24 protein-coding genes and 2 tRNA genes are annotated in these 20120 nt (G+C 38.9%); 12 read left to right on the top strand and 14 right to left on the bottom strand.

Annotation, left to right across the window (positions count from 1 at the left end; translation table 11 throughout):
• Positions 1–29 precede the first annotated feature (29 nt).
• The 4 genes from BBI00_RS16380 to BBI00_RS16365 all read left to right on the top strand — a co-directional run bounded on the left by BBI00_RS16380 (position 30) and on the right by BBI00_RS16365 (position 3137).
• On the top strand, positions 30–539 hold the full coding sequence (locus BBI00_RS16380) for a DUF6973 domain-containing protein (protein ID WP_065399944.1): 510 nt from the start codon (positions 30–32) through the stop codon (positions 537–539).
• A gap of 298 nt (positions 540–837) precedes the next feature.
• Entirely contained in the window at positions 838–2241 is a 1404-nt protein-coding gene (locus BBI00_RS16375; RefSeq protein ID WP_065399943.1) for a nucleoside recognition domain-containing protein, read from the top strand.
• Between the two features lie 52 nt (positions 2242–2293).
• Positions 2294–2659: a four helix bundle protein gene (locus BBI00_RS16370; RefSeq protein ID WP_083988554.1), complete on the top strand. Its 366-nt coding sequence runs from the start codon at positions 2294–2296 to the stop codon at positions 2657–2659.
• A gap of 85 nt (positions 2660–2744) precedes the next feature.
• Positions 2745–3137 (top strand): hypothetical protein, encoded by a 393-nt coding sequence (locus BBI00_RS16365; protein ID WP_065399942.1) that lies wholly within the window; start codon positions 2745–2747, stop codon positions 3135–3137.
• 106 nt (positions 3138–3243) lie between these two features.
• Here the strand turns inward: BBI00_RS16365 and BBI00_RS16360 are convergent, their stop codons facing one another.
• The 4 genes from BBI00_RS16360 to BBI00_RS16345 form a co-directional block, all read right to left on the bottom strand.
• Positions 3244–4128: a ferric siderophore ABC transporter substrate-binding protein gene (locus tag BBI00_RS16360; RefSeq protein ID WP_065399941.1), complete on the bottom strand. Its 885-nt coding sequence runs from the start codon at positions 4126–4128 to the stop codon at positions 3244–3246.
• A gap of 36 nt (positions 4129–4164) precedes the next feature.
• Positions 4165–4563 (bottom strand): ExbD/TolR family protein, encoded by a 399-nt coding sequence (locus BBI00_RS16355; RefSeq protein ID WP_065399940.1) that lies wholly within the window; start codon positions 4561–4563, stop codon positions 4165–4167.
• Positions 4564–4572: 9 nt separating this feature from the next.
• Positions 4573–5277 (bottom strand): MotA/TolQ/ExbB proton channel family protein, encoded by a 705-nt coding sequence (locus BBI00_RS16350; protein ID WP_027372097.1) that lies wholly within the window; start codon positions 5275–5277, stop codon positions 4573–4575.
• Positions 5278–5453: 176 nt separating this feature from the next.
• The gene (locus tag BBI00_RS16345; protein ID WP_065399939.1) at positions 5454–5915 is read right to left on the bottom strand and encodes a hypothetical protein; all 462 of its coding nucleotides are present in this window, start codon (positions 5913–5915) and stop codon (positions 5454–5456) included.
• 168 nt (positions 5916–6083) lie between these two features.
• On the opposite strand from BBI00_RS16345, the gene BBI00_RS16340 reads away from it, so the two are divergent.
• From BBI00_RS16340 to BBI00_RS16330, 3 genes are read left to right on the top strand one after another with little or no spacing between them, the layout of a single operon-like run.
• Positions 6084–7880 (top strand): DUF885 domain-containing protein, encoded by a 1797-nt coding sequence (locus tag BBI00_RS16340; RefSeq protein ID WP_065399938.1) that lies wholly within the window; start codon positions 6084–6086, stop codon positions 7878–7880.
• A 9-nt stretch (positions 7881–7889) separates the two neighbouring features.
• Positions 7890–8450, top strand: a complete 561-nt coding sequence (locus BBI00_RS16335; protein ID WP_123902309.1) for a hypothetical protein — start codon at positions 7890–7892, stop codon at positions 8448–8450.
• Between the two features lie 7 nt (positions 8451–8457).
• Positions 8458–8904 carry a DinB family protein gene (locus tag BBI00_RS16330; RefSeq protein WP_185116324.1) on the top strand — a complete coding sequence of 149 codons (447 nt, stop codon included), beginning with the start codon at positions 8458–8460 and terminating at the stop codon, positions 8902–8904.
• A 164-nt stretch (positions 8905–9068) separates the two neighbouring features.
• Here the strand turns inward: BBI00_RS16330 and nth are convergent, their stop codons facing one another.
• Entirely contained in the window at positions 9069–9689 is a 621-nt protein-coding gene (gene nth / locus BBI00_RS16325; protein ID WP_065399936.1) for an endonuclease III, read from the bottom strand.
• A gap of 33 nt (positions 9690–9722) precedes the next feature.
• On the opposite strand from nth, the gene bcp reads away from it, so the two are divergent.
• Positions 9723–10172, top strand: coding sequence for a thioredoxin-dependent thiol peroxidase (gene bcp, locus BBI00_RS16320; protein ID WP_065399935.1), 450 nt, complete (start codon positions 9723–9725; stop codon positions 10170–10172).
• Between the two features lie 75 nt (positions 10173–10247).
• Here the strand turns inward: bcp and BBI00_RS16315 are convergent, their stop codons facing one another.
• The 5 genes from BBI00_RS16315 to BBI00_RS16295 are packed head-to-tail and all read right to left on the bottom strand — an operon-like array spanning position 10248 to position 14450.
• On the bottom strand, positions 10248–10784 hold the full coding sequence (locus BBI00_RS16315) for a GNAT family N-acetyltransferase (protein WP_065399934.1): 537 nt from the start codon (positions 10782–10784) through the stop codon (positions 10248–10250).
• Positions 10753–11415 carry a hypothetical protein gene (locus tag BBI00_RS16310; protein ID WP_065399933.1) on the bottom strand — a complete coding sequence of 221 codons (663 nt, stop codon included), beginning with the start codon at positions 11413–11415 and terminating at the stop codon, positions 10753–10755. The genes BBI00_RS16315 and BBI00_RS16310 overlap by 32 nt, the downstream gene beginning before the upstream one ends.
• Before the next feature lie 32 nt (positions 11416–11447).
• Positions 11448–12530, bottom strand: a complete 1083-nt coding sequence (locus tag BBI00_RS16305; protein WP_228394786.1) for a mannose-1-phosphate guanylyltransferase — start codon at positions 12528–12530, stop codon at positions 11448–11450.
• A gap of 2 nt (positions 12531–12532) precedes the next feature.
• Entirely contained in the window at positions 12533–13123 is a 591-nt protein-coding gene (locus BBI00_RS16300; RefSeq protein ID WP_065399932.1) for a SprT-like domain-containing protein, read from the bottom strand.
• A gap of 1 nt (position 13124) precedes the next feature.
• Positions 13125–14450, bottom strand: a complete 1326-nt coding sequence (locus BBI00_RS16295) for a TolC family protein (protein WP_065399931.1) — start codon at positions 14448–14450, stop codon at positions 13125–13127.
• A gap of 181 nt (positions 14451–14631) precedes the next feature.
• Here BBI00_RS16295 and BBI00_RS16290 point away from each other — a divergent pair, with 181 nt between their 5' ends.
• The 4 genes from BBI00_RS16290 (at position 14632) to BBI00_RS16275 (ending at position 17335) form a co-directional block, all read left to right on the top strand.
• Positions 14632–15876 carry a bifunctional folylpolyglutamate synthase/dihydrofolate synthase gene (locus BBI00_RS16290; RefSeq protein ID WP_065399930.1) on the top strand — a complete coding sequence of 415 codons (1245 nt, stop codon included), beginning with the start codon at positions 14632–14634 and terminating at the stop codon, positions 15874–15876.
• Positions 15877–15925: 49 nt separating this feature from the next.
• A tRNA-Val gene (locus BBI00_RS16285) sits at positions 15926–16000 on the top strand.
• A 33-nt stretch (positions 16001–16033) separates the two neighbouring features.
• Positions 16034–16108: transfer RNA gene (locus BBI00_RS16280), tRNA-Val, on the top strand.
• A gap of 105 nt (positions 16109–16213) precedes the next feature.
• Positions 16214–17335, top strand: a complete 1122-nt coding sequence (locus BBI00_RS16275; protein WP_065399929.1) for a glycosyltransferase family protein — start codon at positions 16214–16216, stop codon at positions 17333–17335.
• On the opposite strand, the gene BBI00_RS16270 is transcribed toward BBI00_RS16275, so the two are convergent.
• Genes BBI00_RS16270 through BBI00_RS23590 form a run of 4 tightly spaced genes read right to left on the bottom strand, consistent with a single transcriptional unit; the run spans position 17325 to position 20088 of the window.
• Positions 17325–18296: a glycosyltransferase family 9 protein gene (locus tag BBI00_RS16270; RefSeq protein WP_228394785.1), complete on the bottom strand. Its 972-nt coding sequence runs from the start codon at positions 18294–18296 to the stop codon at positions 17325–17327. The genes BBI00_RS16275 and BBI00_RS16270 overlap by 11 nt on opposite strands.
• Positions 18297–18298: 2 nt before the next feature.
• Entirely contained in the window at positions 18299–18718 is a 420-nt protein-coding gene (locus BBI00_RS16265; RefSeq protein WP_065399928.1) for a SufE family protein, read from the bottom strand.
• Between the two features lie 45 nt (positions 18719–18763).
• Positions 18764–19861: a glycosyltransferase gene (locus BBI00_RS16260; protein ID WP_065399927.1), complete on the bottom strand. Its 1098-nt coding sequence runs from the start codon at positions 19859–19861 to the stop codon at positions 18764–18766.
• Positions 19858–20088 carry a uroporphyrinogen decarboxylase gene (locus BBI00_RS23590; protein WP_065399926.1) on the bottom strand — a complete coding sequence of 77 codons (231 nt, stop codon included), beginning with the start codon at positions 20086–20088 and terminating at the stop codon, positions 19858–19860. Before BBI00_RS23590 ends, BBI00_RS16260 begins: the two co-directional genes overlap by 4 nt.
• Positions 20089–20120 lie beyond the last annotated feature (32 nt).

The raw sequence follows: 20120 nt of genomic DNA, 5'->3' as shown, positions 1-20120 counted from the left end.
TCTCTCTAATTAGGGAGAGATTTTTATTTATGAGGACTTTTAAGATATTTTTCGATACCATCCGGAGTATGAGTTTTAAAAAGATCATGCGTCTTTTATCATTGATCCTCCCCCATCCTCTTTTCGCATTATTGAGCTTTCACGCCACAGTAAAAGCTTTTACCATAGCACAGGCAAAATTTCCGGAAACCGCATCCAACAACGGTATAGGAAACGCTTTCAGACACGCTTTGTGGTGCTGCTTCATCATGATGTACTGCTGTAAAGTTTCTTCCCCTAAAAAAGCATTGGATTTCTGCAAAAGAATGACAGATATGCATGAAGAACTGTTTCCCAACAAACCTTTGGAGACCAAAATGGATCTTCACAACAATCAGTTCGGGATGGATTATTTTATGGAATTATTACCCGGAATTCACCGCCAGTTCTTCGAAAAAAGCTTTTTTGTAGACGGATTAGTCAAAAAAATGGCTGATGCTAAAGTTCTGAAAAATCTGGATGATGATTTTGAAGGGCATCTTGTTTACCTGGAAGAGTAAATCATTTTAGTTTTAAACGCCAGAGAGCGCAAGGAAAATCTAAAAACTTAATGTGTATTTTTTGTTCGCAAGGGCATTTCATTCAGCAAGGTACTCTAACTTAAATTCTCTTTGCTTAGTGCTAACGCCTTTGCGAACGAAAAAATCAAACATCATCATTAAAAATCTTTGCGTACATTGCGTTAACAAAAGATTAGAAGCCATCATTAGTTCTCTTTAGCACCAGAATAACAAAAGACTTTAGTTATTTTTGTGGTTTAAAGTATTTTTGATAAGTTTAAACAATTAAATCAATCAGATGGTTCTCAGCAGAATTTGGTCGGCTTTCATTATCATTGCCATTACCATTGCCAGTATAAAATACATCTCATCAACCCACTACAAAACCATTTTCAATGATATGGTGGTAGGAAAAGGGGGTGATACAGTGAAGATTGTCTCTCATCCCATGAATACCCTGTCTCCCGTTGTAAAGGACAGCCTGATGAAAAACAATGATTTTGCCGAGGGCAGAATTCACTATAAAACAGATTCTTTAAAGCAGAATGTACAGGTTTACCGTGTTCAGGAGGCCGATGGAGTGATCGGAACCTCAGAAACAGCCGTAAAGATCTGTCTTGGACTTATCGGGATCATGACCCTGTTTATGGGATTCATGAGTATTGCAGAAAAAGCAGGTGGAATCAACCTTTTAAGCCGTTTTATACAGCCTTTTTTCTCAAAATTATTTCCTGATATTCCCAAAAACCATCCGGCATTCGGGCATATGCTGATGAATTTCAGTGCCAATCTCCTTGGTCTGGATAATGCAGCCACTCCCTTCGGTTTAAAAGCTATGGAAAGTTTACAGACCCTAAACCCCAATAAAGATACGGCCAGCAATTCGCAGATTATGTTTCTGTGTCTTCATGCAGGAGGAATGACTTTGATTCCCGTATCGATTATTGCGATCAGGGCTTCGATGGGTTCCAAAACACCTACCGATATCTTCCTGCCATGTATGATTGCTACTTTTGCAGCTACTCTGGCGGCAATGATTATTGTGTCTTTATACCAGAAGATCAACCTGCTTCGCCCCGTAGTGATTGCTTATGTGGGCGGAATTTCAGCTATTATAGCATTATTGGTAGTCTACCTGGTGCAATTGAGCAAAGATGAACTTGATGATTTCAGTAAGGTATTAAGTAACGGTCTTATTCTCTTTATTTTCCTCGCTATTGTACTTGGAGCCGTCTATAAAAAGATCAACGTTTTTGATGCCTTTATTGAAGGGGCAAAAGAAGGATTCACTACCTGTGTCAAGATTATTCCTTACCTGGTAGGAATGCTGATCGCTATTTCCCTGCTGAGAACTTCCGGGGTCTTTGACGTGATCATTGACGGCATGAAATGGATAGCCAATGCCGCAAGCCTTGATCCAAGATTCGTTGACGGACTTCCGACAGCACTGATCAAACCTTTATCAGGTTCCGGCGCCAGAGGAATGATGGTGGATACCATGGCAACCTTCGGGGCAGACAGCTTTCAGGGTAAACTGGCAGCCGTACTTCAGGGAAGCTCAGATACGACGTTTTATGTGATTGCGGTATACTTTGGTGCCGTAGCTGTAAAGAATACAAGATATACGGTAATTGCTATGCTTCTGGCCGATCTGGTGGGGATTATTACATCCATTGCTCTGGCATATTTATTTTTCGCATAATGAAAAGTTACAGGTTAGATCATTGCTAGTTTTTACCATTAAAAATGGATTGATGAGCTACGAAAAACTTGATATTTATAATATTGCTTTTGAGCTGTTTATTGAAACCCATAAGTTATCGCTCCAACTGCCAAAGTATGAACTATATGAGTTAGGTAGCCAATTGAGACGATCTGCAGACTCTGTTGTCACAAATATTGCGGAAGGTTATGGAAGAAATAATTACAGAGGAGACTTTATCAGATTCCTGACGTATTCTCAGGCAAGTTGTGATGAAACCGTATGTCATCTATCAAAAATCACAAGACTTTATCCCGAATTAAGTTCAGAGTTTAAAGAGAAATCGGAAGAATATAAACTCTTAGGAGGAAAAATAAATAATTTTATAAAATACGTCCAGCTAAATTGGCGTACATAACCCAACCACCAGCAACTAGCAACTAGCAACTAGCAACTAGCAACTAGCAACTAGCAACTAGCAACTAGCAACAAAATTACCCATTATGATTACAGATAAAGAATTTACCCTAAGACTCATCCGTCAGCTGTCTCAGGCATTGGAAAAACTGATCCTTGACAAACCTGAAGAAAGCTTAATGCAGAAAGAACTGGATTTTGATACGCTGATGAGAGATATTTTCAAAATGAATTTCACGGAGGTATCTTCCATGACCAAAGAAGAAATGATTGCCCTTGTCAATGAAAGACAGGAAAGAGACCGCAAAGATTATTATGAGATGCTTGGGAATCTTTTCTATTTTAAAAGCAGAGAAGGCCAGAACAAAGATTTTCAGGATAAAGCAAAAACGTTCTATGAGCTGTATCTTCAGACCAGCGGAATTTTTGCACTTCCGGTGATCAACAGAATCAACGAATTAAAAAAAGCACTTGAATAAAGTGCTTTTTTATATGAGTTCAAGGCTGTTTCGAGAGGTGTTTATAAATAACGCCTGCCCTCTTTCTTCCAGCTTACTGCCGGACTTTGACCTTTTTCGAAATTAATTAGAATGTGATCTTATAAGTTCCTGTAGATGATGTACTGGCTTTTTCCGCCTTTACATATTTTTTCACCCATGCAACGGATGTAGAGGCTACACAAGGATCTGAAATACCTCCTGCTCTTCTGGCAGAAACCACATTTCCTGCTTTATCTACCGTGTAGGCAATGGTAATAGATCCGCTGGCACTGCAGCTGTGTGAAGGCTGTGCTCCTCCTCTGCCCATAGTCCCCGGGATGTATCCCACCAGTTTTCTGTCGATTCCTACTTTGCTGTCTCCGTTTCCGTCTCCTCCTAAAGGATCTCCTGCATTTCCGATACCTTCACCTGTTCCCTGGCTTCCGGCCTTGGTTCCTCTTCCTCTGATCAGGTTTCCAATGGCTGCATTTCCTTTTCCGTCGCCATTTCCGGTTTTTGCATTGGCGGTGGCGGCACCTGATTTTTTAGTATTTTTTGAGGCGCTCGTACTGGTTGTTTCTTTTTTCTCTGCTTTTTTAGATTCCTCTTTTTTAGCAGCCGTATTTTTTGAATTATTGCCTGTGATGACCTTTTCCTTCACTTCTGTTTTCTTCGGTTCCGGTGCAGGCTCAGGTTTTACTACGGTTTTTGTTTCCGGTACAGGTGTTTCAGCCGGTTCAGGAGTAACTTCTTCTGTAGCAGCGGCCAGACTTCCCGGCTGTTCTGCAGGTTCTTCAATTCCCTTTCCGTTTCTGTTGTCCCCGAAATTGACAAGCATGGTAGTCACAACTTCAGGATCCTTATCCAGTTCAGGTTTTAATTTATATAAAAAAACAAAAAGCAGAATGGCAGCCCAGATCAGAATAGAAAGCAGAGCACTTTTTATCCTGTCTTTATTTTCTTCGTTTCTGTTTGCTGTATAGCTTCTCATCTTTACAATACTGATTCTTCCGGAAATCCGGATCTATTATTTATCTTTAACGGTTGCAATGGCAATGTTAAACTTGTGTTTTTCAGCAATTTCCATGACAAAAACCACATCTTTATGCAATGTATTTTCGTCGGCCCTGATTGTGAAGGATTTATTGGTCTGATTGGCTAATTTATCCACAATGATCTGTTCCAGTTCTCCTTTATTGGCAGGATTATCATCTACAAAGAATGAGCCATCCGGCTTGATACTTACTGTCAAAGGATTGGGTATATTGTCGTCAACCGCTCCGGCTTTCGGCAGATTCACATCAATGGCGCTCTGATTGGCCGCCGAAGAAGTGATCATAAAGAAGATCAGCATCAACAGGATAACGTCTGTCATCGCTGCTAAACTGAATTCCGGATTCGCTTTATTTCTTCTCTGAATTTTCATCTTAAGAATTTATAAAGGTTTGTTGATAAGGTCTAAAAATTCTCCTGACATATTCTGAGCCTTCAGTACAAACTTATCAATCCTCGTCAAAAGGATGTTGTAACAGAAATTAGCCGGAATGGCAACTGCCAGACCTACCGCTGTCTGTCCTAAAGCTGTATAAATACCTTCCGAAAGGGTTTTCGGAGAGAATGATCCTGTAGCATGTGATAGGTTGAAGAAAGCGATGATCATCCCGATTACCGTACCTAAAAGCCCCAGCATCGGTGCAATACTTGGCACTACAGCCAGAAGGTTCAGGTTTTTCTCCATATTGGCGACTTCTACCTGAGCCTGAGCTTCCATTGCACTTACAATGTCAGAAACAGGACGCCCCAGTCTTGAGATCCCTTTTTCTAAAATTCTTCCTTCCGGAGAGTTCTGCGTCTTGCAGTAATCTGTTGCCGCCTCGATCTTTCCTGCTTTAATGAAATCTTCAATATTATTCATAAAGTTGGAATCTGTCTTGGAAGCCAGCCGTTTGATGAAGAAAAATCTTTCAAAAAACAGGTATAAAGAAAATACGCCCAACAGCAATACGGTCACCATCACTATTTTAGCGAAAGCTCCTCCGTGGAACATGATCTTCCAAAATGAAAATTCTAAATTGTCTGTAGCAACTGCAGGTGTGGCAATTTGTGCAAATAAAATCTGAGAAAGTTCCGTTAACAGCATTAAATGTGAATTTTATTAAAGTTTCAACGACAAATGTAGTGGAATATTATGAATTGATATCTTAAAAATTGCTTAAAAACAACTTAAATTTTGTTATCATCTTACTAAACAACAAATTTCTTTCCAAAAGAAATTTTGAAAAGAAATTGGGTATAAAAAAAGGATGGGAGACTTTATTAATCTTCGTCTACCTCTATATCATCCTGTTTGAATTCGCATTTTAATCTAAAAGGAAGCGGAGTATCTGACCCTGTGTAGAAATCATCAATGGTTCCCTTCCAGATGACCTGAAGCTCACCTTCTTCGTTTTTCTCAAAAAGAAGCTCGTTATCATAGATGTAGGCTTCTTCATCATCAAAAAGATCTACTTCTGTATAGGTTTCTTCGTCAGAATCATTGATTTTGATAGTTTTTCCCTCTATCTCCGTAGATTCGATAGGAAAATCGAATACTTCCAGTGACAGCTGCGGAAAGTTGTACTGTAATGAATCATCATCTACGTGATCCAAACTGTCATCCGTGATAATTTCAACCTCTAAAAAGTGTTGCTGGTTGCTGTAAACTGCTTTACAATAAGTATTTCTGATATTGTATTTTAGCGTTTCGTCCGGATGGTAAATTTTTAAAATCCCTTTCATTTTTCCTTAAAAAAGAACTGTAATAATATGATTGTTAAACGTTTTAGACAAAGATAAAAAATTGATTTAATGTGAAAAGGATTTTGAAAATTATTTTTTAAAATCAACAGGGACTATGGGCAGGAATCTCCCAATAATACTTACTTTTGTTTCATAAAGTTTCTGCCAATGAAAAATATTTTATCAAAAGGTATCCTGGGATTAGGATTGATGATCGGGCTTGCTTCGTGCAAAAAGTCAGATTCACCCCTCACGAAAGTCACTCCAAGCAATCTGGATTCTATAGCATCCAGGTATTATGAGCAGTACCTTAAGCTTTACCCTTTAGATGCTACAGCACAGGGAGATACAAGGTACAATGACCAGCTTTCCATCAATATTGATAAAGATTTTATCTCCGGAGAAATTGCATTCTACAGTTCGGTACAGAAGCAGCTGGAACAGGTAGATTATAAAAGCCTTCCCGATGAAGATAAAGTGGTGTATGATGTATTGGATTATTCTTTAAAAGATAAAATTGAAGCTTATGCCTATCATCCGGAATATATTCCTTTTACACAGTTCGGAGGTCTTCCTCTGACTTTTCCCCTGTATGGAAGCGGACAGGGAAACCAGCCTTTTAAAACAGAAAAGGATTACAGCGACTGGCTGAAAAGAATGGAAAAATTCCCGGAATGGATGAATGCAGCCACAGAAAACTTCCGTGAAGGCATCAATAATAAAATGGTTCTTCCTAAAAAGCTGGTTGTGAAAATGATCCCTCAAATGAAAGCCGAGGAGATCACCACCACTGATATGGAAAAAAATATTTTTTACGGACCAGTAAAAAACTTTCCTAAAAACTTCACACAGGCCCAGAAAGATAAATTTACAGCACTTTATAAAGATGCCATTACAAAAAAAATCATTCCGGCTTATACCAAAATGGGTGCCTTTTTAGAAAAAGAATACCTGCCCAAAGCCAGAGATACGGATGGCTACAACAGCCTGCCTAACGGGAATGAAATTTACAGCTATTATGTGAAAAGCTGGACCACCACCAAGAAATCACCTGATGAGATCAATAAGATCGGTCAGCAGCAGGTTGCGATGCTTCGTGCAGAAATGGAAAAGGTAAAACAGCAGGTAGGATTCTCCGGAACCCTGGAAGAGTTTATCACTTATGTGAAAACAGATCCTAAGGCAATGACCTATAAGAGTGCTAAGGATGTTCTGGCAGGATTCAATGGTATCCTGACCAAAATTACCCCTAAGCTGAAAACCATGTTCAATGTGACTCCTAAAACAAAGTTTGAGATCAGACAGACGGAGAAGTTCAGAGAAGCAAGTGCCAGCGCCGAATATATGCCGGGAACCCCGGATGGAAAAAGACCGGGAATATTTTATGTTCCGCTTCCTGATCCTACGAAATTCAATGTTACATCAGGAATGGAGTCTCTTTTCCTTCATGAGGCCATACCGGGTCACCACTATCAGGTTTCTCTTCAACAGGAAAATACGAAGCTTCCGAAGTTTATGAGATTCGGATGGTTTGGGGCGTATGGTGAAGGATGGGCTCATTATTGTGAAACTCTGGGGCCTGAATTCGGGTTATATACAGATCCTTATCAGAAAATGGGATATCTGAGTGATCAGATGCTGAGAGCGGTAAGATTGGTAATCGACACAGGTCTTCACACCGGAAAAATGTCAAGAGAAGAGGCTATTAAATATTTCCTAAGCAATATTTCTTATGATGAAGGATCGGCAGTAGCTGAAGTGGAAAGATATATGGCGATGCCCGGTCAGGCTTTGGGTTACAAAATAGGATCTTTAAGGATCCGTGAGCTGAGAGAAAAATATCAGAAAGAGCTTGGAAACAAATTCAATCTGGCAAGTTTCCACGATGAAGTTCTAAGCCAGGGATGTCTTCCTCTGGATGTTCTGAACAGAAAGATGGAGCTTTGGGCAAAAAAACAGAAATAGTTTCATTTTATGAGACTATTTTTATTTTTTATCATTCTTTTGTTGACCACTTTCAGTTGTCGCAAGGAAGCTTATTTTGACAAATTTACTGTTGACAAAAACCTGTCTTCCAATGATACGATCCAACTTCTTTCAAAATATCCGGAGCTGAAACTATTCAACAGTGAGGTGATTGAAAGCCCAACCAGAACAGCTTTTATCATTCAGACCGCCAGCTTTTCTGATGCCAATCATGCACGTCGGATCATCCCTTTTGATAATTATAAATGTAAAGCCATTTATAAGAATGATACATTAGAAATCTGGCTGAATAACAACAACGGATATTTTGGAAACGGAGTTCTTGTGCAGGTGTTTGGTGATCATTTCCGGATTAAAGATATTAATCCCAAAGCTTTAAACAATGAAGTGAAATTTATAAAAACTAATATTTTACGTCAAAAACTGGTTCTTAATCAGTCTCATTTCCAAAAAAACGACAGTATTTACGGATTCATTAATTATCAATGTGAAATCGACAGCCTCGTTCATAAAGACTTCAAAGGATACTTTAAAACTATAATACAATAAAACCAATATGATCACGGAAAGCTTACAATCTCTTTACAAGAGAGATCTCAACAAATTAAAAACGGAAATAGAAGCCTATCAAAAGGAAGAAAATATCTGGAAGACTGATAAAAACATTTCCAATTCCGCAGGAAATCTATGCCTTCACTTAATAGGAAACCTCAATCATTTTATTGGGGCACAATTAGGAAATACAGGCTATATAAGGCATCGTGAGCTTGAATTTTCATTAAAAGATATACCGCAGGCTGAGCTTACCGAAAAAATTGAAGCCACTGCAGCAATGATAGATTCAACGCTTTCCCAATTATCTGATGAGGATCTCAAAAAGGAATATCCGCTTGTTGTCTTTGAAGATAAAATGACGACAGATTATTTCCTTATTCATCTGGTTACCCATCTGGACTATCATTTGGGACAGATTAATTACCACAGAAGGCTGCTTGATATTTAGTTTTACATCTCTTAATCTAACGCAGCGGCCACAAAAACCCTTTGCATTTATTTTAAGTTCTCAACGGCGTTTCACTCAGCTAAGAACGTTATTTCTGAGCCAGATATCCTTGTGAACGGTTTTAAACATTAGATCTTTGCGATCGCAGCGTTAAGATATAAGTACTATTTTTCAAACATCATTTTGGTGATGAAGTCTTTCTCTCCTTTTCCCCTTGCTGGGGAATACTCCCTTCCGTAGAAAATGATCTGAAGGTGAAGTTTGTTCCAGACTTCTTCAGGGAAGAGCTTTTTGGCATCACGTTCTGTTTCCACTACATTTTTCCCTGAAGTGAGCTTCCATTGCGTCATCAGACGATGAATATGGGTATCTACCGGAAAAGCAGGAAAACCGAATCCCTGACTCATGACCACCGAAGCTGTTTTGTGTCCTACCCCCGGAAGTGCTTCCAATTCTTCATAAGTTTGGGGAACAACACCATTATGCCTTTCAAGTAAGAGTTCGGCCATTTTTTTCAGGTTTTTAGCCTTTGTATTGGATAATCCTATTTCTTTGATCAGTTCTTTGATTTCAAATTCCTCCAGTTTTGCCATTCTTTGGGGAGTTCCTGCTACAGCAAAAAGGTCAGGAGTTACCTGATTTACCTTTTTATCTGTGGTCTGTGCAGAAAGCGCTACAGCAACCATTAAGGTATACGGATCGGTATGATCTAACGGAATAGGCGTTGTAGGATATAATTTATCCAGTTCTCTCTGAACCAGTTCGGCTCTTTGCTTTTTTGTCATTTTACCCTTAAATTTGAACAAAATTAAATTATTATGCTGAAAGTTGGAGACAAATTACCTGAATTTGAAGGAATCAATCAAGACGGAGAAACCGTAAGCTCATCAAAATTAATCGGAAAAAAGCTGGTCGTTTTCTTCTATCCGCAAGCGAATACACCCACCTGTACCGTGGAAGCCTGCAACCTGAGCGATAATTATTCAAAGCTTGAAAAAGCAGGATTTCAACTATTGGGAATAAGCGGAGATACCGTAAAGAAACAGAAAAATTTCCACAGCAAATTTGCATTCCCTTATGATCTTATTGCTGATGAAAACAGAGATATCATCGAAAAATTCGGGGTTTGGCAGGAGAAAAAAACGTTTGGAAAGACCTATATGGGAATTGTAAGAACGACCTTTATTTTTGATGAAAACGGGGTTTGCACCAGGGTTATTGAAAAAGTAACGTCTAAAACGGCTGCTGAGCAAATTCTGGAAGGGTAATTTTTTTAAGTACAGATATCAGGATACCCACCAATAAAACCAATACAGGCGATTTATTGGTGGGTATTTTATTATTTATTCTGTTTCGTAATAATTGAGTTCTTCGTTTTCACCGGGAAGTGTAACAAATTTCTGAAATTTTAATCCTAATTTCTCGATCAGCTTCTGGGAGGAAATATTGTCTTTCGAAATGATCGCAGATATTTTTGATAATCCAAAATCATCCAGTGCAATGGATTTCACCTTTTGAGCGGCCTCAAAAGCATACCCTTTCCCTTCAAATTCTTCCAGTAAAGAATATCCGATATCCAGGATTTCAAGCCCTTCTCTCTGAAATATTCCTACAGCGCCTATTTTTTTGTTCCCTTCTTTGGTCACCAGAAGATAGTTCCCGAATCCCAGTTTTTCTATCTGTGGAACAAACCTGTTCAGGATATAGTTTTCAGCATCTTCAATGGAATTCACATTCCGATTGCCTATATATTGAAGAAACTTTGGTCTGTTATAGAGTTCAAAAACAAAATCTCTGTCTTCACGGGGAGACATCGGACGAAGGAGTAATCGTTCGGTCTCATAGGTATTATCTGCGCTTGGATGTTTTTTTAGGCTCATCTTTCTTGGGTTCTTCCTTTTTTTCGATCTTTAAAAGTCTCGGGTTATTAGCACATTTTTTATTATAAAGCTCAATATAGGTTCCGTTATCCTTCCTTTGGGTAATTAAACCGGTTGCTTTATTCACAGTCAGTGTATAATGGGTCTTTTGGTAAGGACACTCCTTGGAGGTCACCTTTCCTAAATCAAGATAATAATTTGATGCATCCTCATGATAATTGCCTGCCAGATCTTTGAACTCTTCATCTACGACATATCCCTCTGAGGCCAGCACTATAGCCGCTTCCTGGGCATTATCTATTCTTCCTACAAACCTTTTTAATGCTTCCGTATCCAGCACATAACCGGTTTTACCTCCTTCAGAATAGGCGATGTAATAAAAACTGTCTTCACTGGGAAACAGGTTAAAACCTGAGAACTGAGGAACATAATCCAGCTTACCTGAAGTTTTGATCTCCTCTCCTTTTCCATAATTGCTGTATACCAATACCCATGAGCCCACTTTATCATCAGGATCAATCTGCTGCAGCATATTGGGAATACTTGAAAACTTCTTTTTGTTCTGGGAATATCCCAAAACACCTGAAAGTAAGCATACAAAAATAAGAAATCGGGTTGCGGCTTTTATCATAACTTAAAAATCAGCAGAAAATATACCAAATATTACATAAACTTATCGCCCTTTTTAAAATTCTTTAAATCAAGAACATAATCCTTAATCAGCTGGTCATTATCACGCGGGCAGATCAGAAGAGCTTTGTCTGTATCTACTACGATATAATTATCAAGCCCGTCGATGATCACGGCCTTGTTATTGTTTTTTAAACGAATAATATTTCCTTTCGAGTTGTAGGCCAGTAAGTGTTTCAGCTTTACAGCATTTCCGTTTTCGTCCTTTTCCGTATTTTCATAAACGGAGGTCCAGGTTCCAAGGTCGCTCCACCCTAAATCTGAAGGGATTACGTATACATTTTTTGCCTTTTCCAATATCCCGTTATCGATAGAAATTTTCTGAACTTTAGGATAAATCAGTTCTATGCAGTTATTTTCCTTCTCGGAATTATATTCACAAGCCATAAAATGCTGCATCATTTCAGGAAGATACATCTCAAAGGCATGGTGAATGCTTTTTACATTCCATACAAATATTCCTGCATTCCAAAGGAAATCCCCACTTTCCAAAAAGCTTTGAGCAATTTCAAGGATAGGTTTTTCCGTAAATGTTTTTACTTTAAAATATTCCGATCCCTTTTTCTCCACAAACTGAATGTATCCGTAGCCGGTATCAGGTCTTGTAGGGGTAATGCCCAATGTTACCAGGTAATCGTGATTTGCAGCCACGTCAAAGGCAAGCTCCACTTTTTCCAAAAACACATCCTCTTTTAGGATCAGGTGATCTGCCGGAAGTACAATCATGGTTGCATCCGGGTTAATTTCAGCAATTTTGTTGGCCATATACAGGTTACAGGCTGCTGTATTTTTCATAAGAGGCTCGCCCACAATATTTTCTTCAGGAACTTCAGGAAGCTGCTGATGGGAAAGTGCGACGTACTCTTTATTCGTAATCACGAATATGTGCTCTTTAGGAATTACCTTACTGATCCGGTCATAGGTCTGCTGAATCATGGTGCGTCCGGTTCCTAAAATATCCTGAAACTGTTTTGGAAATTTCTGCGTACTCATCGGCCAGAACCGGCTTCCGATCCCTCCTGCCATTATAACACAGTATCTATCTGATTTTAACATTATTAGCTACATTTTTCTACCCTGGCCAAAGGCTTGAAAGAATACTTCCTTCCGGTAGCCAGGTTCTGACAAAGATAGTTTTTTTTAACCAGACCTTCGAATAAATACTTTTCGTTGCGGTATATAAAGAATTCCCCTTTCTGAAGTTCCTCGATAAACTGGAGACTATCATCCTGTTTTTCAGTATGAAAATACCTTACCAGATCAGGGCTTGCCATAAAATTGGCCTTAGGGGATTTTGAAAATCTTATGATGATAGGCTTCAGGTCTTCATCATATACTTCAAGACTTTCCAAAAGCATATTTCTGAAGGTCTCTTTCCATTCATTGCCATGAGGAGAGATTCTCCGTCCGTATTTTTCAAAGGCAATCAGGTGTGCCAGCTCATGGGTCAGTACAAAGAAAAAAAGCTGCGGAGTCAATGTGGAATTGACTGTAATCTCATGGGAATTATCCGGAAGCTTTCTGTAATCTCCCAGCTTGGAATTTCTGTTTCGTGTAACTTTAATGTGAATATAGTATTCTGAGAACCATATTCTTAAGTATTTGAGTGTGTTTTGTGGTAAGTATTTTTCTAATGATTGGATAGACATTTTACAAACTTAGTGGAATTCCCGCATAGAAATTCAACAGTTTAAGGCTGAAAAGATAATTATATTTCGCCTGCGCTACTGATCCCTGTGCATTTGCATAATTATTTCTTGCTACATTAACGTCATAAATCGTCGTTCTTCCTGCAGCGTAGCTTTTGTCTGCAAAGTCAAGCGCCAGCTTGGAGCTTTTCTCTGCTTCTACGGCTGCCAGGTAATTTTCATAATTGGCATCAGCATCAAACTGTGCCTTCTGTACATTCTGTCTTACGGTTTGTTTCTGTTGTTCAAGTGTATTTTTAGCCACACTCTCATTCAGTCTGGATTGCTCAACCTGCAGTTTTGTAATTCCTTTATTAAAAATAGGAATTCTGAGTGATAAACCTACATTTTGACCGAAGTTATCATCATATTGCTGGAAAAAAGAATTTTGCTGTCCACCCAGATTACTGTTATTCAACAGGTTATTATAGAAAGTTGAAAGTCCTGCACTGGCACTCAGTGACGGCCAGAAAGATGTTTTATTAACTTCAGTCTGAGCTTCTGCGGCTCTTATTCTGCTTTCTGCAGCTTTGATCTGCGGCTGTATCTCATAGGCCGTTTTAAGCACCTCATCCGCTGTAGTCAGTTGTGAGTCAAGTGTTTCCGGAACATTTACGTCTTCTACATCAAAATCCTTATAATCAGTAAGCTGTAAAAGCTGAGCAATGGCAAATAATGCTCTGCCCACATTTACTTCTGCAGTTTTAAGATTTTGTTTTTCTCTGGCCAAAGCTGCTTCTGCTTCTGCAAGAACCGTTTGGGCAGTTGTTCCTACCTGGGTTGTTATTTTAGCTCTGTCAGCTTGTTTTTTGGCATTTTCTACCGCACTCTGGGAAATTTTTACAATCTCTTTGTTCAGCAGCGCAGTCAGATATTGCTGGGCGATCTGTAGAGAGATATCATTTTTAATGGTTTCAATATCATATTGGCTTGCTTCTACATCAAACTGGGCCTTTCTCACAGTCTTTTCGATTCTCCCGTTATTGTAGATCATCATATCGGCCATAATGCTCACAGAATTATTAAACCTGTCATTACGGATACTCCCCGTACCTAACGATGCCTGCCCGAAGCTTACACCATTGGTCATATTACCTGATACAGAGGGAAGATATTCTTTTTTGGCCATTTTAAGATTATATTCCTGGCTCTGTTTGGTATATTGATTTTGGATAACCTGAAGATTATGCTCCACTGCATAGCTTACACATTCTTTTAAGGACCATTTCTTCTGGGCACTTACCCCCAGATAACTTAATCCAAAAACGATGATCCAAACTTTTTTCATATGTAAATGTTTATTTGTTTTATTGGTTATATAGAATCGCTTTATTTTCGTAAAGATTTGTGCTTACAAACCACAACGATTTCATATTAAGATTTTTCAATATTAGACGAATTAAATATAAAAAAGTTACAGATTGAAAAATTATATTTTATTTTAAAAAAACTTTTGGGAATTTTGCACCATGACAAATGAACAATATCAGGAAGCGATCGACTGGCTTTTCGTACAGATGCCGAACTATCAGATAGATGGGCAAAAGGCATATAAACCCGGTCTGGATAACATTACGAAGCTTTGTGCTTACTTTGGAAACCCTCAGGACAAGATACAATGCATCCATATCGGCGGTACCAACGGAAAAGGTTCTTCAAGCAATATGCTCGCTTCGGTTCTTCAGGAAGCAGGCTATAAAGTAGGTCTTTACAACTCCCCCCACCTCATCGACTTTACAGAACGGATCAAAATCAACGGGAAAAACTGCAGCAAAGAATTTGTCTTTGATTTTATTCAAAGGCTTAAAAATATACCGGAAGACATCCGTCCTTCATTTTTTGAGTTCACTACCATTATGGCTTTTGAATATTTTTATCAGCAGCAGGTAGATTTTGCCATTATTGAAGTGGGATTGGGCGGCAGACTGGATTCTACCAATATCATTAAGCCGCTTGTTTCGGCGATTACCAATGTTCAGTTAGACCATCAGAATATTTTAGGAGATACTATAGAAGAAATTGCTTTTGAGAAGGCCGGAATTATTAAAAATAGGATTCCGATCATTTCCGGCGATGAAAATGAAACGGTTAAAAACATTATCAGAGAGAAAGCTTCTCTTGAAAACGCTCCTTTTACAGATGCCTCTATCCTCAATACTAATCTTACGTCTGATCTCAAGGGAAATTATCAGCAGAAAAACATCCGTGTCGTTCTGGGAATCGTGGAAGAGTTAAGAAAATTACAGGTGAAGATCTCGGATAAGGATCTTGAGCAGGGATTATTGCAGGTGCATCAGAATACAGGATTCATCGGCCGCTGGTTTGAGTTTTCAAAAAATCCGCTTACGATTTGTGATACGGGCCACAATCAGGCAGGTCTGGAGTATGTTTTTTCACAATTAAATTCAATTGACAGGCATAAGCATGTGATTTTGGGGTTTGTGAATGATAAAAAAATAGATGAAGTGATGGCTTTACTTCCTGAAAATTCTGAGTTCTATTTTGCCAAACCATCCATCAACAGGGGAAGACATCCTGAAGATTACGAAAACCTGCTTCGGGAGGCGAAAATTTTTTATAAAATTTTTAATTCTGTACAGGAAGCGTATCTGTCTGCAAAAGAACGATGTACAAATGAAGAAATGATTTTTATCGGCGGAAGTAACTTTGTAGTGGGAGATTTTTTAGAAAAAAATTTGGAGATTAAAGAATAAGTTGTATATTTGCACCACTCTAAACGAGGAAACAATAACAAAGTCTAGAGGGTTCTTAGCTCAGTTGGTTCAGAGCATCTGGTTTACACCCAGAGGGTCGGGGGTTCGAATCCCTCAGGACCCACAGAAAAGGAAACGAAACCTTTCAAAAAAATTCGGGTTCTTAGCTCAGTTGGTTCAGAGCATCTGGTTTACACCCAGAGGGTCGGGGGTTCGAATCCCTCAGGACCCACAAAAAATCTCTCTTTTTTAAGGGAGATTTTTTTTATTTATTATGGGCCCATAAGTACTTTCCTTTATATTATTTACCTTTGCGTTCATTCCATTTAACCATTTATTGAAGGAACTTCATCTCATATCATTCAATTATCCTTATCCGCCATCTTATGGTGGGATCATTGATGTGTATTATAAGATCAAGGCTTTATCTGAACAGGGAATAAAAATCCATCTCCACTGTTTTACAGACCGGATTCCTGAGGTGACTGACAGGGAAATCAGAGAGATTACGGAAAATGTATTTTTTTATCAAAAGAAAAAGAATCCGCTGCTCTATTTTTCAGGTACCCCTTTCGCTGCAGCCATAAGAAATTCTGAACAGCTTCTTAAAAATCTGGAAAACATTCCTGCTCCTATATTATTTGAAGGGTTGCAAACAACAGCAGTAATTCAGCATCTGAAAAGCAGCCAACAGCCCTTATATCTCCGTTATCATAATAATGAAACTGAATATTACAAAGGTCTTTCTTCCTCAGAAAAAAATGCCTTCAAAAAGATCATCTACAGAATTGAATCTTTAAAATATACCGGCTATCAGAAAAAGCTTTTAAAACGGTTTAAATCCGTATTCTGCCTTTCTGAAAAGGAATACAATGAAGTACAGACCTATTCGGGAAATGCAAAGCTGATCCACATTTTCCACGGGAATCAACGGGTAAAACAATTGGATAAAAAAGGAAAATATTTTCTTTTTCACGGAGATCTTACCACCGCTGATAACAAAAAAGCCCTGGATGAGACTATTGAGATTTTTAAAAATCTTCCGCAATATCAGCTGATCGTTGCTTCCGACCGGGCCAGTGATGAGATTAAAAGAAAAATTGATGCTGCCGGAAATATCAGCCTCTCTCCTATTCAGACCACAGAAAACCTTCATCACCTTCTGGAAGGTGCTCATGCCAACATTCTGCTTTCTTACCAGAATTCAGGAACTAAGGTGAAACTGTTCAATACGCTTTATAACAGCCGTTTCGTTATCATTAATGAAAATATCACCGATGATCCTGCGCTGATCAGCTTATGTCTGTATGGATCTGATAAGAATCAAATTCGTCAACAGATCATTGCTGCTGCGGAAAAAGACTATGATGCTGCCGAAAACAGAAAGAAAATTTTAGAAGAAAGGTACTCTGACCAGGCCAAAGCTGAAGAAATCGTTTCGGTTATTTTTAACTATTAACCCTATCTACCACTTTCTGGATATCAAATTCTTCAAGGCATGCCCAATCGCCCCTGTAGCATTCTTTATCACCAAAAACAGAGCAGGGTCTGCAGGAAAGGTCCTTTACCTGCACCACATCATCTTCACTTTGCCCAAATCCTAAAAATCCGGCATAAGGATGGGTAGCTCCCCATATGGAAATACATCGTGTTCCCATAAGACTGGCAAGGTGCATATTGGCAGAATCCATCGATATCATGAGTTCCAGCTCTGCAATTTTATTGAGCTCTTCGGTAAGATTCAGTTTTCCTGAAAGATTTTTTGTATTGGGGATCTGCTGTTCCCATTGCGCAAGGGTTTCGGTCTCTTTTTTTCCGCCTCCAAAGAAGTATACGGTATGGTTTCTGGCCAGAATTCTTGCCAGCTCATAAGATTTTTCCAGCGGAAGCATTTTCCCTTTGTGCTGGGCAAAAGGGGCAAAACCAATCCCGGATTTATGTTCTGAAGCCGGTCTGAGTCTGTTGGAAAGCTCTACCCTGAACCCCATATCCCTGAAAACATCAGCATAGCGTTCTACGGTTTTTTTCAGCTGTACTTTCTCCAGGTTCCATACATCGGTAAGATGTTCCTTTTCCTCTTTTCCTTTGTCTATTTTAAAGACCTTAAACCCTTTCCTTACATAGATCTTGTCTAATATCTTGGTACGGATCACATCATGAAGATTGGCAATACAATCCGGATTAAATTCTTTGATCAGCTCATTACTCAGCCTCCTCAATCCGAAGAATCCTTTATAATCATCAAGGTCAATCCCTTTGAATCTTACATTGGGAATTCCTGCAAACAGGGCTTCAAAGTTTTTCCTGGAAACCATGATAATTTCCACGCCGGGATTCTGCTCCAGAAATTCTCTGAAAACAGGTACTGTCATCGCCACATCTCCGAATGCGGAAAAACGATATGCTAAAATTCTGGTCACGGCTATGATTTCAGTTGGTAGGCAACTGCATAAAACTTGATCTGCTTGGTCATTGCCATCAGTCCGTTGGCTCTGGATGGCGAAAGAAACTCCTGTAACCCGATTTCTGCAATAAAATCGAAATCAGAATCCAGGATTTCCTGAGTGGAATGTCCGCTGTAGATGCTTACTAAAAGGGAAACAATTCCTTTCGGTAAAATCCCGTCTGAATCTGCATTAAAGAAAAGCTTGCCGTCTTTAAACTCAGCATCGATCCAGACTTTACTCTGGCAGCCTTTAATAAGATTTTCATCTGTCTTCCTGTCTTCCGGTAAGCCTTTCAGTTCTTTTCCAAGATCAATGATGTACTCATACTTTTGCTCCCAATCTTCAAGAAATGCAAATTCGTCGATTATTTCCTGCTGTTTTTCCTTAATGGTCATTTTTAATCAAATTTCTTTGTGCAAAGATAACCAATTTTGTAAAAATTATCTGTGGGATGCTTTTTCAAAAAGCTGCAGGATATTCCTTTCCTCATTCTCCCAGCAGAAGACGTCTGCAGCTTTATCAAGTTCGCTGCGGTAATATTGTCTTCCTCTTTCCAGAATTAGATTAATTGCTTTTTCAATCGTTTCAGGCTGATGATCGGTCACCATTTCTCCTACATTGAACTGTTTTTTTATCCGCTGCATTTCAGGAAAATTAATCATCACAAGTGGCACCCGGGACTGGATATAATCACAAACCTTGTTAGGAAGAGAATAATAATAGCTTACTCCGTTGTTCTCCTCAAGACTGAATCCAGCATCTGCTGTTCTGGTAACTTCCCGAAGGTTTTCAGGTTTCAGCTTTCCAAGAAAAATAACCTTATCCTGGAGGTTTTCTTTTATAACAAGTTCTTCAAAATCTTTTTTCTTCGGCCCGTCACCTGCAATTTTAAGAACAGCATTCTTAATATGATGCATGGCCACAATCATTTTTTCAATTCCCCTGGACTGATTAATGGCACCCTGATACAAAATAATTTTAGGATGATTGTCCGGAAATACGGGAACATCATGAATTTTTCTAGGAATATTTCTTACAACAACAGGGTTTACCTTATATTTTTCATGAAACCATTCTGCATAGCTTTCACTTTCCGTCATCATAAATTCTATCCTGGGTACCAGGTTTCCTTCCACCACTCTCCAGAACTTCTGTGAAAGCCGGTTTTGTATAGCGGGCATTTCTGTAAAAATTTCATGACTGTCAAAGACCAGCGGAATATTCAGTTTTCTGGAAATGAGATAATTTGGCAGAAGTGCGTCAATATCATTGGCCAGAAGAATGGTGTCTTTGTCTGCTTTTTTCTTCAGGACCTTATAAAGTTTCCAGTTGAATTCAAAATATGCAGTTTTCAGGCTTTTAGACTTCAGCTCTATTCTTGAGAACGGATAGGGACGCTCCATTTTTTCGTTCCCTCCCCAGTCATTTCCTATCAGGTCAATAGAATATCCGTTATCAGACAGGGTCTTGCATACTTTTTCTATTCTCTGATCTGTATACAGGCTGCTAAAGGCTGAAACCAGTACTTTTTTCTTCATGAATCTTTCTTTCCTGCGATTAAATGATACACCTGAATAAAGCAAATCAGTCCGTTCGGTATGATTACCGGCCACAAGGGTTCACTAAAAAAGAAGCCATAGATGACAAAACAGATACAACCTATCATATTGACTACTCTGATTTTTCTTACATCTTTCAGTATGAAACTCAGCACGATAAAAACTGAGGCAGAATATCCGATATAAGTAGTAATTTCAGGATTCATGAGGAATTTTTAAGGATAACAAACTTAATCAT

Source organism: Chryseobacterium arthrosphaerae, from assembly GCF_001684965.1.
Taxonomy (GTDB): Bacteria; Bacteroidota; Bacteroidia; order Flavobacteriales; family Weeksellaceae; genus Chryseobacterium; species Chryseobacterium arthrosphaerae.
Note: the sequence above shows the minus strand (reverse complement) of the source record. Positions and strands in the feature narration are given on the sequence as shown.